Annotated in this window: 14 protein-coding genes; 6 read left to right on the plus strand and 8 right to left on the minus strand. The window is 69.3% G+C overall.

Annotated features, from left to right (window positions below; genetic code table 11):
• The first annotated feature begins 206 nt into the window (after positions 1–206).
• The gene (locus ABIE04_RS09805; RefSeq protein WP_354549296.1) at positions 207–1,796 is read left to right on the plus strand and encodes a tetratricopeptide repeat-containing sulfotransferase family protein; all 1,590 of its coding nucleotides are present in this window, start codon (positions 207–209) and stop codon (positions 1,794–1,796) included.
• Positions 1,797–1,808: 12 nt separating this feature from the next.
• On the opposite strand, the gene ABIE04_RS09810 is transcribed toward ABIE04_RS09805, so the two are convergent.
• On the minus strand, positions 1,809–2,747 hold the full coding sequence (locus ABIE04_RS09810) for a complex I NDUFA9 subunit family protein (RefSeq protein WP_354549300.1): 939 nt from the start codon (positions 2,745–2,747) through the stop codon (positions 1,809–1,811).
• A 26-nt stretch (positions 2,748–2,773) separates the two neighbouring features.
• Complete coding sequence (locus tag ABIE04_RS09815; protein WP_354549304.1) at positions 2,774–4,807, minus strand: transglycosylase SLT domain-containing protein; 2,034 nt, start codon at positions 4,805–4,807, stop codon at positions 2,774–2,776.
• A gap of 129 nt (positions 4,808–4,936) precedes the next feature.
• On the opposite strand from ABIE04_RS09815, the gene ABIE04_RS09820 reads away from it, so the two are divergent.
• The gene (locus ABIE04_RS09820; protein WP_354549308.1) at positions 4,937–6,535 is read left to right on the plus strand and encodes a glycoside hydrolase family 17; all 1,599 of its coding nucleotides are present in this window, start codon (positions 4,937–4,939) and stop codon (positions 6,533–6,535) included.
• Here the strand turns inward: ABIE04_RS09820 and ABIE04_RS09825 are convergent.
• The 5 genes from ABIE04_RS09825 to ABIE04_RS09845 all read right to left on the minus strand — a co-directional run bounded on the left by ABIE04_RS09825 (position 6,449) and on the right by ABIE04_RS09845 (position 10,230).
• Entirely contained in the window at positions 6,449–6,865 is a 417-nt protein-coding gene (locus ABIE04_RS09825) for a hypothetical protein (protein ID WP_354549313.1), read from the minus strand. The two genes, ABIE04_RS09820 and ABIE04_RS09825, sit on opposite strands and share 87 nt — an antisense overlap.
• On the minus strand, positions 6,862–7,674 hold the full coding sequence (locus ABIE04_RS09830; RefSeq protein WP_354549318.1) for an endonuclease/exonuclease/phosphatase family protein: 813 nt from the start codon (positions 7,672–7,674) through the stop codon (positions 6,862–6,864). Before ABIE04_RS09830 ends, ABIE04_RS09825 begins: the two co-directional genes overlap by 4 nt.
• A 136-nt stretch (positions 7,675–7,810) precedes the next feature.
• On the minus strand, positions 7,811–8,458 hold the full coding sequence (locus tag ABIE04_RS09835) for a thiol:disulfide interchange protein DsbA/DsbL (protein WP_354549323.1): 648 nt from the start codon (positions 8,456–8,458) through the stop codon (positions 7,811–7,813).
• 59 nt (positions 8,459–8,517) lie between these two features.
• Complete coding sequence (locus tag ABIE04_RS09840) at positions 8,518–9,396, minus strand: thiol:disulfide interchange protein DsbA/DsbL (RefSeq protein WP_354549327.1); 879 nt, start codon at positions 9,394–9,396, stop codon at positions 8,518–8,520.
• A gap of 63 nt (positions 9,397–9,459) precedes the next feature.
• The gene (locus ABIE04_RS09845) at positions 9,460–10,230 is read right to left on the minus strand and encodes a c-type cytochrome (RefSeq protein WP_354549331.1); all 771 of its coding nucleotides are present in this window, start codon (positions 10,228–10,230) and stop codon (positions 9,460–9,462) included.
• A 116-nt stretch (positions 10,231–10,346) separates the two neighbouring features.
• Between ABIE04_RS09845 and ABIE04_RS09850 the strand changes: the two genes are divergently transcribed.
• Positions 10,347–11,054 carry a GTP-binding protein gene (locus tag ABIE04_RS09850; protein WP_354549334.1) on the plus strand — a complete coding sequence of 236 codons (708 nt, stop codon included), beginning with the start codon at positions 10,347–10,349 and terminating at the stop codon, positions 11,052–11,054.
• A 46-nt stretch (positions 11,055–11,100) separates the two neighbouring features.
• On the opposite strand, the gene ABIE04_RS09855 is transcribed toward ABIE04_RS09850, so the two are convergent.
• Positions 11,101–11,592 (minus strand): GAF domain-containing protein, encoded by a 492-nt coding sequence (locus ABIE04_RS09855; RefSeq protein ID WP_354549338.1) that lies wholly within the window; start codon positions 11,590–11,592, stop codon positions 11,101–11,103.
• 137 nt (positions 11,593–11,729) lie between these two features.
• Here ABIE04_RS09855 and bioD point away from each other — a divergent pair, with 137 nt between their 5' ends.
• The 3 genes from bioD to dcp all read left to right on the plus strand — a co-directional run bounded on the left by bioD (position 11,730) and on the right by dcp (position 15,099).
• A complete protein-coding gene (bioD, locus tag ABIE04_RS09860) occupies positions 11,730–12,425 on the plus strand; it encodes a dethiobiotin synthase (RefSeq protein ID WP_354549342.1) in 696 nt (231 codons plus the stop codon).
• Between the two features lie 27 nt (positions 12,426–12,452).
• A complete protein-coding gene (locus ABIE04_RS09865) occupies positions 12,453–12,800 on the plus strand; it encodes a hypothetical protein (protein ID WP_354549346.1) in 348 nt (115 codons plus the stop codon).
• Positions 12,801–12,903: 103 nt separating this feature from the next.
• On the plus strand, positions 12,904–15,099 hold the full coding sequence (gene dcp, locus ABIE04_RS09870) for a peptidyl-dipeptidase Dcp (RefSeq protein WP_354549350.1): 2,196 nt from the start codon (positions 12,904–12,906) through the stop codon (positions 15,097–15,099).
• Positions 15,100–15,245: the final 146 nt, after the last annotated feature.

Here is a 15,245-nt window from a genome sequence, read left to right on the forward strand (position 1 = left end):
ACGAAGAATAGTGACAAAAGTGGCCGCCATTTCATCGCCGGGATTAGCGGAGTCACATTCGCTTTCTCGACCGATGCGCTGATGCGTTCGTTTCCCAGGGCGCGAACATGACGCACAGGCTGTCCGAGAAACAAGGGCGGCGCTTCCTGGCGCCGATCCCCTCGCGTAAGCTGGCAAGCTGTAACAGGGGCAAACCGGGATCCGAGATGGGGGCAAGCCAGATTCATCCGCTGCTGCGGGACCGTGCCGCGGGTCTGTCGCCGGAGGCGGTGCGCTTGCTCGACGAGGCCAGCGGTGCGATGGCCGACGGCGAACTGGTTCGTGCCGAGGCGGCACTGGCCGCGGTGCTGGCGCTGGCGCCCGATGCCGTGGAAGCGCTGCGCCTCTCCGGCCAGCTGCAGCAGTTGCGCGGGAATTATGCGCAGGCGGTGGCGATCCTGCGCCGGGCGTTGGCGAAGGATCCGCGCGACGCCCTGGCGCACATCAGCCTGGGCGTTGCGCTGCAGTCCCAGGGCGAGAACGAGGCGGCCTTGTCGGCGCTGCAGCGGGCTTGCGAACTGGCGCCCGACTTCGCGCCGGCGTGGTTCAACCTGGGCCGGATGTTCCAGTTGCAGGGCCGGCCGGCCGGAGCAATCACCGCACTGCACCGCGCGCTCGATATCGATCCGGACCATCTCGCGGCGCGGCTGGTGCTGGCCTCGGCGCAGACCGGCCTCGGCGCCGAGGCCCCGGCGGCCGCGAACTATCGCGAGGTGCTGCGGCGACAGTCCGGTCATCCGGAAGCCTGGAGCGGCCTGGCCGGGCTGGACACCGAACGCTTCGGCAAGGACGACGTGGCCCAGCTGCAGCGTGCCTTGCAGATGCCGCAGCCGGCGCCGCTGGCGCGCATCCGGCTCGGCTTCGCGCTGGCGCGTGCGCTGGAAGACCAGGCCGACTATCACGCGGCCTTCCGCGCCCTGCGCAAGGCCAACGCATGGCGGCGCCGGCAGCTGAACTGGAACGCGGCGGGCATGCGGGCACGCGCCGATGCCATGCTCGCGGCATTCGCCGAGCCGTTGGCCGGTGCCGCGGATGCCGCGTTGGGCGAGCAGGTGATCTTCCTCATGGCGCTGCCGCACGCCGGTGTCGGCTTGACCCGGCAGATTCTTGCCGCGCACCCGTACGTGGGCGGCGTCGACGAGTCGCCCGACCTGCAGCGGGTGATCGGCGACGAATCGGCCCGGCGCGGACAGCCGCTGTTGCAGTGGGTTGGCTCGGCCACGCCGGCGGACTGGGCGCGCCTGGGCCAGGACTACCTGGCGCGGACCGGGCATTGGCGCCGCGGCCTGCCGCGCTTCATCGACGCGAACCGGTTGAACTGGCGCGTGGTGGGCGTGGCGCTGGCGATGCTGCCCGGCGCACGGGTGGTGCATTGCCGGCGCGACGCCCTGGAAACCTGTTTCGCCTGTTACCGCCAGCTGTTCGCCAGCGGCCACGACTTCAGCTACGACCTGGACGACATCGCCAGCTACTGGCGCGACCACGAGCGGCTCGGCCGGCATTGGCAGCGGCTGTTCCCGCAGCGTTTCCTCGAACACGACTACGAGGCCTTGCTGGCCGATCCCGAAACCCAGGTGCGCCGACTGCTGGCGTTCTGCGGGCTTGAAGTCGACCCGGCCTGCCTGGGATTCCAGCACGAACCGACGCAGGCGCGCACGGCACTGCGCACGCGCCAGCCCTGGCTGCGCGAGCCGGCGCTGGCCGCGCGCTACGGCGCCGAGCTGGATCGCTTGCGGCTGCTGTTGGGCGTGCGCTGATCCGCGCGGTGCTCAGCGTCGCGGCGAACGTGCCGCGGCCAGCCGGCGGTGCCGCGGCGGCTGGCCGAGCAGCACCGGCAGCCACGGCGTGAACGGTTGCGGCACGATGCCGAGCGCGGCGTAGCCGTCGAGCTTGCCGACCGAGTCGGTGCGCAGCGAGCGGAAGTTGTCCAGCGAAAAAGGCTTGCCGGGCAGCAGCTCGGCGAACTGCGCCTGCAGCCGGCCGAGGCTGTCGGGCAGCGCGATGATCGGCGTGCGCAGGCCGGCCGCGGCGCGGATCTTGCGCACGATCTCGCCCAGCGTGAGCACCTCGGGGCCGTACAGCTCGAAGCTGCGCCGCTGGCCCAGCGTCGCGTGATCGACGCAACGGGCGATCGCCTCGGCCACGTCGCCGACCCAGGTGGGCGCCATGCGCGCCTGCGCGCGCGCCAGCGGTAGCGCCGGCATCTGTCGCAGCAGCTTGGCGAAGCGGCTGACCAGGCCATCGCCGGGGCCGAAGATCACGCTGGGCTGGTAGATCGTCCAGTCCAGCGCGGACGCCTTCACCAGCGCCTCGGCCTCGCCGCGGGTTTTCAGGTATTGCGACAGGCCCTGGCCCGCCTTGAGCGAGCTCATCTGGTGCAGGCGACCCACGCCGCTGGCGTGGCAGGCGGCGATCAGCCGGCGCGCCAATTCCACGTGCGCGCGCTGGAAGCTGTGCCGGCCGCGCGGGTTGAGGATGCCGACCAGGTTGATCACCGCGTCGGCGCCGGCCAGGTGCCGGCGCAGCACCTCGTCGTCGTAGATGTCGGCGCTGCGCACGCTCACCGTGGGCAGCACGCCGAGCTCGCGGTGCTGCTCGCGGTTGCGGCTGAGCAGCACGATCTGGTGGCCGTCGGCGGCCAGGCGCGGCACCAGATGGCTGCCGACGAAACCGGTGCCGCCGAGGATGACAAGTTGCTGTGCGGCCATGGGATCAATACCTCGGTGAATCGGTCTCAGGGCGAGACGCTGCCGGCGACGGCCGGCGTCGCCTCGGCGGTGGGACAGGCGACCGCACGGCGCGCCGTCGCGGCGGTCGGCAGTGCGTACGGCTGGCCGATCGGACCCATGCGGTTGGCCAGGGGTACCACCGTGTCGCCGCTCAAGCGCCAATCGTAGATCACGCTGAACGCCATCACCCGCGCCACGTACTCGCGGGTTTCCTTGTACGGGATGGTGGCGACGAACAGGTCCGGCGCCAGCGTGCCGCGCGCGGCCAGCCATTGGTCGACCTTGTTCGGCCCGGCGTTGTAGGCAGCGCTGGCCAGCCACGGCGAACCGTTGAAGCGCGCGGCCATCTGCGCCAGGTAGCGCGTGCCCAGCGCGATGTTGGTGACCGGGTCGTACAGCGTGTCGCCACCACCCCAGTCGAACCCGTTGCGCTTCGCCACCAGCGCGGCGGTGGCCGGCACCAGCTGCATCAGGCCGCGCGCATCGGCGCTGGATTGCGCATCGCTCATCCAGGCGCTTTCCGCGCGCAGGATGCCGTAGGCCCAGGCCGGCTCGATCCCGGCCTGTTCGGCCTGCGGCACCAGGCCGTCCTGGCTGGCCAGCGGGAAGCGCAGGTCGTACAGCCGCAGGGCGTCGCCGCTGCTCATCGTGAACACGGCGCGGTCGTACCAGCCGCGGCGGTTGGCCATGTCGGCGGCGATTCGTTGAGTGGCCGGGTCGGCATCCTGCATGGCGCGCGTCCATTCACGCCGGGCCAGCTTCGGCAGGTCCACCGCGTAGAGCTCGAACGCGCGCAACAGGCCGGGGTTGGCCAGCAGGACCTGTTCACGCTGCGGGTCGTCGGCCAGGGTCAGCGGGCAGATGGCGTACGGCTGGTCGAGCCGGTCGGCGGACAGGAAGCCGAAGAAAGTGGGTTTGTCGGCCTGGGCCTCGAACAGCTGGCGGGCCTCGTCGTCATGGCCCAGCGCGGCCAGCGCGCGGGCGCGGAAATACTGCCATTCGCCGTCCTGCCGCTGGCTGGCGGGCATCGCGTCGAGGCCGGCCAGCACCGCGCTCCAGTCCTGCTGCGCCAGCGCCACGCGCACCCGCCATTCGCGGGTGCCGTCGGTCTGCGCGGCGGCGGGCAGGGCGATCAGCCGGGCCAGGGCGCCGGCGTCGAAATCGGTGGCGTGGTACAGCGCCAGGGTCTGCAGGATCCGGTTGCGCTGCGCTTCGCTGAAACGGAAGCGCGACTGCAGTTTCTGCCAGGCCGTATCGGCGCTGCTGGCCTGGCGCCGGGCCAGCCGAATCAGCGCCAGCGTGGCGGCCTGCCGCTGGCGCGTGCCGTCGGGCCAGTCGGAGGCGGCCGCCAGCGCCGCGGTCGGGTCGCGCAGCGCCAGTACGAGTTGCTGCGCGGTGGCACGTTCGGCCGTCGGCAACCAGGCGACGAGGCTGGCGATGATGCCGGCCTGACCGGCATCGGCGGCGCGGTCGATCCGCGTCCACAGGCGCGCATCGGTCAGCAGGCCCTGGTCGTGCGCGGCGGCGAGCACCGGGTCGCAGGCGTCGGGCAGGTTCGGCTTGGCCCACAGGCCGGCCAGGTCCCGTTCGAAATCCAGTGTGCCGCCGCCGGCCAGTCGCGCCTGCAAGGCGTCGCAGGCCAGCGTGTCGCCGAGGCCGGGCTGGTACAGCGCGAGGAAGGTGCCCCAGTCCTGCCGGCGCGCCAGCTCCCGCAGGAAGGCGCGGCGCAGGTCGGCGGCGGGGATCCAGTCCGGGTATTGCGCGAGGTACGACTCCACGCTGGCGCGGTCGATCTGCTGGATGTCGTGTTGCAGCGCCGCCGCCTGCAGGTACGGATACAGCGGGTAGTCGCGCAGGCCGCTGGCCAGCGGTCGCCAGCCGTCGCCGCCTTGCTGGGCGGCGGCATACGCCTGCTTGAAGGCGGTGCGCTGGGCGGCGTCGGGTTCGGCGGCGTACGCCATCGCACTGGCCAGCAGCCAGCCGGCGGCCAGCAACAGCCAGGCCAGCGCGACACGCCGCGATGAAGCGGAAACAGACATGGGAACTCCTGCAATGGATCACTGGCAGTGTAGTCGATGCACCCGGCCGGCTTGTCGCGATTCGGTGAGTGCGCGGCGACGCGCCTGCTAAGCTGACGCGCTTCGTCTCCACACATTCACGGGATCGGCATGTCGCCAGCAGCTTCGCCTGTTTTTCGTCGCGTCTGGCCGGCGTGGCTGGCGTTGCTGCTGGCGGCGTTGGCCGGGGCGACCTGGTGGTGGGCGATCGGCCGGCCGATGGCGTTGCCGGATGCGCCGTCGGCACGGATCGCCTGCGTCTCCTACGCGCCGTTCCGCCTGGCCGGCGAGACGCCGCTGGACGTGAATGCCTACATCAGCCCCGAGCGCATCGACGCGGATCTGCGCGCGTTGTCGCAGCGCTTCGACTGCGTACGCACGTACTCGCAGGGACAAGGACTCAGCGCGGTGCCCAGGATCGCCGAGCGCTACGGCATGAAGGTGCTGCTGGGCATCTGGCTGGGCGGCGACGCGAAGGCGAATGCGCAGCAGGTCGAGCTGGGCATCGCCACTGCGAACAAGTATCCGCAGGTTTTGCGCGGGGTGATCGTGGGCAACGAGGTGCTGCTGCGCGGCGATCTGTCGTCGGCGCAACTGGCCGGCTATCTGCGCCAGGTGCGCGCGGCGGTCCACGTGCCGGTGACGTATGCCGACGTGTGGGAGTTCTGGCTGCGCCATCCCGAGCTGGCCGACTCGGTGGATTACCTCACCATCCATATCCTGCCGTACTGGGAGGACCAGCCGGTGCCGCCCGAACGCGCCGTGCAGCACGTGGCGGCGGTATACGCGCAGGTGCAGCAGGCGTTTCCCGGCCGGCGCGTCATGATCGGCGAGACCGGCTGGCCCAGCGCCGGGCGGCCGCGCCAGACGGCCAGCGCCAGCGTGGTCAACGAGGCGCGCTACCTACGCGAATTCCTGCGCTACGCGGCCACCGTGCACATGCCGTACAACGTGATCGAGGCATTCGACCAGCCGTGGAAGCGCGCGCAGGAAGGCACCGTGGGCGGCTACTGGGGCATCTTCGACGTGCAGGCGCGGCCGAAGTTCGCGATGCAGGGCCCGGTGACCGAGGAACCGCGCTGGTGGGCCGGCTGGCTCGCGGGCGCCGCCGGTACCGTGCTGTTCGTGTTGATCGGCGCATGGCGGCGGCGCTGGCATGGCGGGCGCGGCTGGGGCGCGCTCGCGCTGGCCGGCGCGGCCAGTGGCTGCGCGTTGGCCTGGCAGTACCGGCAGATGCTGTACGCCTGCCGCGACGGCTGGGAGTGGGCGGTGTCGTTCGCCGCCTGCGCGCTGGCCTTGTTCACCGCATTGCCGCTGGCGCGCTGGATCGCCGCACGACTGGCCGGCGTGGTCGCGCCGGCCGCGCCGCCACGCTGGCTGCGGTTGGGTTGGTTGTTCGCGCTGGCCTACTACGGATTGCTGCTGGTGGTCGATGGCCGCTACCGGGATTTCCCGCTGGGCCTGTTCCTGCTGCCGTGCGTCGGCTATGCGCTGTTCGGCTGGCTGGGCGACCGGCGCGCAGCGGCGATGCCATGGCTGGAGGAGCGCTTTCTCGCGAGCTGGCTGCCGCTGCTGGCGGCGGCCGTGCTGGTGCAGGAGGCCGGGCTCAGCGCGGTGGCATGGCTATGGCTGGGAATGAACCTGCTGCTGGCCGTGCCGGTGCTGGTCGACTGGCAGCGCGCGCGTCGCCTGCAATCGCAGCAGGCGTAGGCAGCCGACCAGCACGGCCAGCGCGCCGCTCTCGAAACAGTACAGCTGCAGCGCGATGATGCCGAGCGCGGCGGCCAGCCAGGCCAGCCAGGCGCGTTTCCACAGCAGCGCCAGCGCGGTCGCCAGCAGCGCCGCGATGCCGTAGACGTCGTACAGGAAACCCAGCACCAGCCACTGCCGCCAACGGCACCACCACGGCGCATGGCCGCCGCCGCACTGCTGCGCCATGGTGGCGGGTTCGATCACGCCGTAGCGCAGGTACGCCGCGAGCAGCGCCACCAGCAGCAACAGCAGCCACGGCCACGCCCGTTGCCAGGTCGTCGAGGTCATCGCCGGTGCCTCGGCGCGGCCTTGCCGCCGACGTGCGCCGGCAGCCGGATCTCCGCCGCCAGCGGCAGGTGGTCGGAGAACGCCTGCGGCAGCGCCCAGGTCTTCTCCAGCTGGATCGCCGGCGAGGTGAGGATGTGGTCCAGCGCGCGCCGCGGTTTCCAGCTGGGGAAAGTCGGCGTCGCCTGTGCCGGCGGCTGCAGGGTGGACTTGGCGAACAATTGCTGCATCTCGGCGCTGCCCGGTTCGGTGTTGAGGTCGCCCATCAGCACGGCGTGCGGGAAATCCTGCAGCAGCTCCGCGATGAAGCCGAGCTGGCGCGTGCGCGCCGGTGCACTCAGCGACAGGTGCGCGATCATCACCGCCAGCGCGTTGTCGCCTTCGCCGAACTGGGCCAGCAGCGCGCCGCGGCCGGGGATCCGGCTGGGCAGCGGGTAGTCCAGCACCGAGTGCGGCTCCAGCCGGCTGATCAGGCCGTTCGCCGAGTGCGCCAGCTTGGCCATCGCCCGATTCGGCTGGTGGCTCCAGAACGGCAGGCCGGCGGTCTCGGCGAGGTAGCGGGTCTGGTTGAGGAAGCCCGAGCGCAGGCTGCCGGCATCAGCCTCCTGCAGGCCGATCACGTCGAACTGCGACAGCACCTCGGCGAGCCGGTCGAGGTTGTCCATCTTGCTGCGCCCCGGCAACACCGCGTTGATGCTGCGGGTGACGTATTCGCGGTAGCGCTGCACGCTGGCGCCGGCCAGGATGTTGCAGCTCAGCAGGCGCAGGCGGCGCTCGGCAGGGGCGGCTTGGGAGGTGGCGGCGCGGGTCATTGCAACACACTACACGGGAAGGGGATGCCGGCGCCCATGTGCATGGATCATGCTCACGCGCCGGATGCGGCGGCCAGCATGATCCACCGGACGTGAATGGTGTGCCAGCCGCGTTGCCGAACGCCGCGTGCGACGCTTACTTGCCAGCCAGTTCGCGCTTGACCAGCCATTGCGTCACCGCGACCATCTCGTCGTACGAGTGCACCGTGGCCACGCGATACTTGCCGTTGACCACGATGGTCGGGGTGCCGTCCACCTGCCACTTCTGGATCAGCGCGAGATCTTCCTTCAGCTTCGCGGTGGCCTCGGGCGACGTGGCGATACGCATGAACTCGGCGCGATCGACGCCCTCGCGGGCGTAGAAGTCGGCGAGTTCGTCCATCGAGTTGATTGGAAAGTGCTGGGCGAACTTGGCGTCGAACAACGCCATGTGGGTGCGCTCGACCACGCCGAGCTGCTTCGCCGCGTAGTAGGCCCGCGCGAACGGCAGCCACTCGGCGCTGAACGGCGCCGGCAGCAGCTTGAACGCCACGCCGGCGGGCAGCTGCTTGCGCAACTTCTCGGCGGCCGGCGCGAACTGCGCGCAGTGGATGCAGCCGTAGGAAAACACCTCGACCACCTCCACCTTGCCCTCGCTGCTGAGGCGCTGCTGCGGGGCGGGCAGGGTGACGTACTCGTTGCCTTCGGTGTACGGCGCCGTGCTGGATTGCGCGGTGCAGGCGCTGGCCAGCAGCAGGCCGGCGAGCAGGGTGAGCACACGCAGGTGGGCGAATCGCTTGAACATGGGGTCTCTCTTCGCGGGTGGCGGTGGGTCGCCGTGCAGGTCAGATTAACCGAAGCGGCTTACTTGCCGGCGGCTTCCTTGGCCACCAGCCACTGGGTCAGCTCGATCGACTGCGCGTAGCCGCCGGCAGAGCTTGCCGTGAAACGGTACTTGCCGTTGACGATCATGGTCGGCGTGCTGTCCACCCCGTAGGCCTTCATCAGGTCGTCGGCGCGCTTCATCTTGGTGTTGACGGTGAACGAGTTGGCGACGCCAACGAATTCCTTCGGGTCGACGCCGTACTTGGCGTAGAACTTCGCCGCGTCCTCGATGGTCGGCCACGCCGAATGCGGCTTCAGTCCGCTGGCTTTCAGGTTGTAGGTGGACAGCTCGCCGCTCTTCCACACCGCGTCGAACATCGCGTCATGGGTCTTGTCGACCAGGTTCAGCGCCTGCGCCGCATAGAACGCGCGCTGGTACATCGGCCAGTTCTCGTCCGGGCGGAACGAGGCGGCCAGGTAATTCATCACCGCATTCGGCGGCAGGCTCTTGGCGATCTGGTCGGCGGTGGAATGGAAACCGTTGCAGGCCGGGCAACCGTAGGAGAACACCTCGGTCACCTCGATCTTGCCGGGATGGCTGGTCGGCTGCGCCGGATCGATCAGGAAGTAGTTCTTGCCCTCGACCCACTTGCCGTTGTCGACGAACGGCGCCGCGGCTGCGGCTGGAGCGGCGGGGGTGGTCGCGGCCGGCGCGGCGGCGACCGTGCCGGTGGCGGCGGGTGCTGCGCTGGCGGCCGTTGCCGGTGCGGTGCTGCTTGCCGGGCTGGCCGGCGCGGCTTCGGCGCTGCTGGTGGCGGCAGGCGCAGCCTGCTGGGCGGCACGGCCGCTGTCGCTGTCATGGCTGCAGGCGGCAAGCGCGAGCAGGGCGGCACACAGGAACGGCAGACGCTTCAACATGGCAGACCTCGAAAAGCGGAACGCAAAACGACAGCGCCGACACTTCGGTCGGCGCGGATTCGATCAGGGCGTGGCGGCCGGCTGGCTGTCGGCGCTGTGCAGGCCCTCGATGTAGCTGGCCAGGGCGGCGATGTCGTCGGCGCTCAGCTGCTTGGCGATCGCCGGCATGATCTGCGCGTGGGCGTCGTCGCCCCAGGTGGTGCCATCGTGCCAGGCCTTCAATGTGGCCTCGATGTACTGCGCGTGCTGACTGGTCAGCTGCGGGTACATCGCGCCCGGGTTGCCGCGGCCGTCGATGCTGTGGCAGGCCATGCAGGCCGGGATGCCGCGCGTGGCGTCGCCCTGGCGGAACAGCGTCTGGCCGTGCTCCACCAGCGCCTGGTCGGCTACGCCGGGCAGCGCGGTCTTGCTGGCGAAGTAGGCGCCGACGTCGTGCATGTCCTGGGTGGACAGCGGCGCGGCCATGCCCATCATGATCGGGTTTTGCCGTTTGCCGGATTTGAAGTCGGTCAACTGGCGCACGATGTACTGCTCGCTCTGGCCGGCCAGCTTCGGGTACTGCGCATCGGCGGAATTGCCGTCCATGCCGTGGCAGGCGCCGCAGACCGCGGCCTTGGCCTGGCCGGCGGTGGCATCACCGGGCTTCGCTGCGGCGGTGGCAACGGCCGGGGCAGTGGCCGCGCTGGCGGGTGTTGCCGCGGTGCTGGCGGCGGCTGGCGTGGCAGTCTCCGGCTTGGCGTCTTGTGCCATCACGGCGCTGGCGGACAGCGCCAGCACAAGGGCCAGGGCAGACCCGAGAACCGTGGGACGAAAACCAGCGGACCGAAAACTCATACACTTGACTCCCGAGAGACTTGCAAACACTGCCAGCGATTGCGGCCATGCGGCCTGCAACAGGCAGAAACCGCAGAATTATCCCTGCGCCACCATAGCTTGGTCAAACCATCCCCATGGCAAATCCCCTTCAGGGCGCGCAATTCATGCTCGCCGCCCACCGCATCAGCCAGCTTCCCGCCGATCAGGGCGCCGAGGTGGCGTTTGCCGGACGCTCGAATGCCGGCAAGTCCAGCGCGCTGAATGCGCTGACCGGGCACAAAGGGTTGGCGCGCACTTCCAAGACCCCCGGCCGCACCCAGCAGATGGTCGCGTTCAGCCTGCCGCCGTACAGGGATGTACCCGTGTCGCGGGCGCAGGGTGCGCAGGAGCGACCGCCTGCCGCAACCGCCGGCGAGTCAGCGCCGGATCTGCGCCTGATCGACCTGCCAGGCTACGGCTACGCGAAGGTGCCGCTGGAGATGCGCGAGCACTGGAAGCTGGAGATCGACGCCTACCTGCACCAGCGCCGCAGCCTGCGCGGACTGGTGCTGATCGTGGACATCCGCCATCCGCTGAAGGAATTCGACCGGATGATGCTGGAGTTCTGCTTCGCCACCCAGCTGCCTTGCCACCTGCTGCTGACCAAGGCCGACAAGCTCTCCCGCGGCCAGGCCACCCAGGCGCTGGCCGCGCTGCGCAAGCAGTTCGCCGCCGAAGGCCTGCACGCCACCGCGCAGATCTTCTCGTCTTCCGCCGGCACCGGCGTGGACGAGGCGCGTCAGGCAGTGGTGGCCTTGCTGCAGCAGCCGCGCGAAGGCGCGCACCAGGCGCGCGAGCGCTGAAGTTCCTGCGGGCGCGACATGAACGGCCTGGTCAGAGGCAGGGCAGTCAGCCGTGCACGGATTCCATGAATACGGCACACAGCGCCTGCATCCCGGCGCGGTCATCTTCGTCGAAGCGGTCGATGACCGGGCTGTCCACGTCCCACACGCCGAGCAGGCTGCCGTCGGGTTTGATCAACGGCACCACGATCTCCGATTGCGAGGCGGCGTCGCAGGCGATGTGCCCGGCGAACGCATTGACGTCGCGCACCAGTTGGGTTTCGCGCGTCTGCGCGGCGGTGCCGCAGACGCCGCGGCCGAGCGCGATGCGGATGCACGCCGGCTTGCCCTGGAACGGGCCGACCACCAGCTCGGTGCCGTCGTACAGGTAGAAGCCGGCCCAGTTGAGCTGGGGCAGGTTGTGGTAGATCAGCGCGCCGAAGTTCGCCGCGTTCGCGATCAGGTCGCGCTCGCCGGCGAGGATGCCGCGCGCCTGCTGCACCAGGTCCGCGTAGTGCTCGCGCTTGCTGGCGTACGTATGGGCTTTCAGTTCGAACATGCGGCGTGTCCTGCAGCAAAGCCCGTATTATGCGCCGAGCGATCATGACGAGAATGCAGTGTGAGCCTGGCTGGACAGCGCGAAGACCATCGAGGCGCAGCGGTCGCGGACCGTTTCGGCCGGCGCAGCACGCGGGCATGACGGCCGCGGTGTTCATCGCCGGCACCGACACCGGCATCGGCAAGACCCATGCGGCGTGCACGCTGCTGCATGCGCTGCGCGCGGCGGGATACAGCGCCTGCGGCATGAAGCCGGTCGCCAGCGGCTGCGTGGAAACCGTCGATGGCCTGCGCAACGACGACGCACTGGCGCTGCAGGCGGCGGGCAGCGCCGCGAACCTGCCGTATGCGCTGATCAACCCGGTGGCGCTGCGCGATCCGCTGTCGCCGCACCTGGCGGCGGCGCACGAGGGCGTGGAAATTTCTCTTGCGCCGATGCGTGCGGCGTTCGATCGGTTGAGCGCCGGCCATCAACGCGTGGTGGTCGAAGGCGTGGGCGGCTGGCTGGTGCCGCTGGCGCCGGGATTGTTCGCGGCGGATATCGCGATGCAGTGGCGATTGCCGGTGATCCTGGTGGTCGGGCTGCGGCTGGGCTGCCTCAACCATGCCCAGCTCAGCGCACGCGCGATCCTGGCCGATGGCTGTCACCTGCTGGGCTGGGTCGGCAACCGGGTCGATCCGGCGATGGACGCGCCGGAGGAAAACCTGGCCACGCTGCGCGAACTGCTGCCGGCGCCGTGCCTGGGCGTGCTGCCGCACGGGGTGGCGCCGGCCGCGGCGGCTGGTGAGTTGGCGGCGGCGGTGTCGGCCTTCACGTCGGTCGTGCTTGGATAGGCACCGGTTCCCACCGCCGGAGGCAACATGGCCCGCAACCACTACTACCTTTCGATCGCCGACCTGGCCCACGCGCGCGGCGACGATCCGCGTTTTGCGTACGACGGCGCCGGTCCGAACGATTTCGCGGCGGCGCTGCAGCAGGCCTTGCACGACGACGGCCTGTTCCAGCGCTGGCGTGCGGCGCAACCGGATCCGGATGCGGTCGATACCAGCCTCGGCGCCACCGACCCGACGGCGCAGGTGAACGCCCGGGTCGCCGACTTGCGCACCGACGTGGACCTGGTCACCGACCTGCCGATGAGCGTGGTGCGCCACCGGCTGTACCTGCTGATCGGCGCGGCGTGGCAGCTGCGCGATCTGCGCGCAGCCTGAGCGCAGGATTCTGCGCCGTTTGGAAAGTACCCGTGCATGTCGGTACAGTCGGCGGCTACGACTTTCCGTACCCGGCGACGGGCACGCCACCTGGGGATACCCGATGTTTCGTCTGCGCATGATTGTGATCGCCACCACGGTGGCCCTGGCCGCCTGCTCGCCGCAGCCGGAGGGCGCCGCCAACCCGCCTGCGTCGGCGGCCTCGGCTGCTTCCGCCAGCAGTACTGCAACGGCCACCGCCGACATGACCAGCAACCCGTTCTACAACGCCAGCACGCTGCCGTTCCAGGCGCCGCCGTTCGACAAGATCCACGACGCCGACTACCAGCCCGCGATCGAAGAGGGCATGAAGCAGCACCTGGCCGAGATCGAGAAGATCGCGAACAACCCGGAGCCGCCCACGTTCGAGAACACCTACGTGGCGATGGAGAAATCCGGCGCCATGCTGCATCGGGTGATGGCCGCGTTCAACGCCGTCACCGGCGCGAACACCAACGACACGCTGCAGAAGGTGCAGGAAGAGGAAGCGCCGAAGCTGGCCGCGCACGAGGATGCGATCCATCTCAACAGCAAGCTGTTCCAGCGCGTCGAGACGATCTACAACCAGCGCGACACGCTCAAGCTCGATCCCGAATCCGCGCGCCTGGTCGAGGTGGTCTACAAGGACTTCGTGCATGCGGGCGCGAAACTCTCCGACGCCGACAAGGCGAAGCTGAAGGACCTCAACAAGGAAGAGTCGACGCTGAGCACCGCGTTCACCAACAAGCTGCTCGCCGCCACCAAGGACGCCGCGCCGGTCATCGCCGACAAGGCGAAGCTGGCCGGCCTGTCCGACGCCGAACTTGCCGCGGCGGCCCAGGCCGGCAAGGACCGCAAGCAGGACGGCAAGTACGTGCTGACCCTGCAGAACACCACCCAGCAGCCCGAGCTGCAGGACCTGAGCGATCGCGCCACCCGCCAGGCGCTGTTCGAGGCCTCGTGGAATCGCGCCGAGAAGGGCGACGCGAACGACACGCGCAAGACCATCGAGCGGCTGGCGCAGATCCGCGCCGAACAGGCGAAGCTGCTCGGCTTCCCGAACTACGCGGCGTGGAAGCTGGACGACCAGATGGCGAAGACGCCGCAGACGGCGTTGAAGTTCATGCAGGACCTGGTGCCCGCGGTCACCGCCCGCGCGAAGACCGAGGCGGGCGACATCCAGGCGCTGATCGACAAGCAGCACGGCGATTTCAAGCTTGAGCCGTGGGACTGGAACTTCTACGCCGAGCAGGTGCGCAAGGCGAAGTTCGACCTCGACGAGAACCAGATCAAGCCGTACTTCGAACTGGACGACGTGCTGCAGAACGGCGTGTTCTACGCCGCCAACCAGCTGTACGGGCTGACCTTCAAGGAACGCCACGACATCCCGGTGTACCAGTCGGACATGCGAGTGTTCGAAGTGTTCGACAAGGACGGCCGCTCGATGGCGCTGTTCTATACCGACTACTTCAAGCGCGACAACAAGAACGGCGGCGCCTGGATGGACAACCTGGTCACGCAGTCGAAGCTGCTGGGCACCAAGCCGGTGATCTTCAACGTGGCCAACTTCAGCAAGCCGGCGGCGGGCCAGCCGGCGCTGCTCTCGTTCGACGACGTGATCACCATGTTCCACGAGTTCGGCCATGCGCTGCACGGCATCTTCGCCGACGAGCAGTACCCGACCCTGTCCGGTACCAATACCGCGCGCGATTTCGTCGAGTTCCCGTCGCAGTTCAACGAGCACTGGGCCACCGATCCGAAGGTGTTCGCCCACTACGCGAAGCACTACAAGAGCGGCGCGCCGATGCCGCAGGCGCTGGTCGACAAGATGAAGAAGGCCGGCAAGTTCAACAAGGGCTACGAGATGACCGAACTGGTCTCCGCCGCCCTGCTCGACATGAACTGGCACATGCTCGGCGCCGATGCGCCGCTGCAGGACGCCGATCAGTTCGAGGCCGCCGCGCTGAAGAAGGACAAGATCGATCTCGGCTACGTGCCGCCGCGCTACCGTTCCAGCTACTTCCAGCACATCTGGGGCAACGGCTACGCGGCCGGCTACTACGCCTACCTGTGGACGCAGATGCTGGCCGACGACGCGTTCGTGGGCTTCAAGGAGCACGGCGGCCTGACTCGCGAGAACGGCGACCGCTTCCGTGCGATGGTGCTCTCGCGCGGCAACACCGAGGAGCTGGCGAAGATGTACAAGGACTGGCGCGGCCACGATCCCGAGATCGAGCCGATGCTGGAAAACCGCGGCCTGAAGGACGCGCCGAAACCGTAAGCGGCACGCCGCTTCTGCATGCAGATCAGGCCCGCCTCGTGCGGGCCTGATCTTTTTTCGGCAGCCCGTCATGGAAACGGTGCGGATATGCCGTGCGGTCATCCTTCGCGTGGAATAATCGGGCATCGCCGACCGGAGTCGCCCAG

The organism is Rhodanobacter soli (assembly GCF_040548735.1).
GTDB classification, from domain to species: domain Bacteria; phylum Pseudomonadota; class Gammaproteobacteria; order Xanthomonadales; family Rhodanobacteraceae; genus Rhodanobacter; species Rhodanobacter soli_A.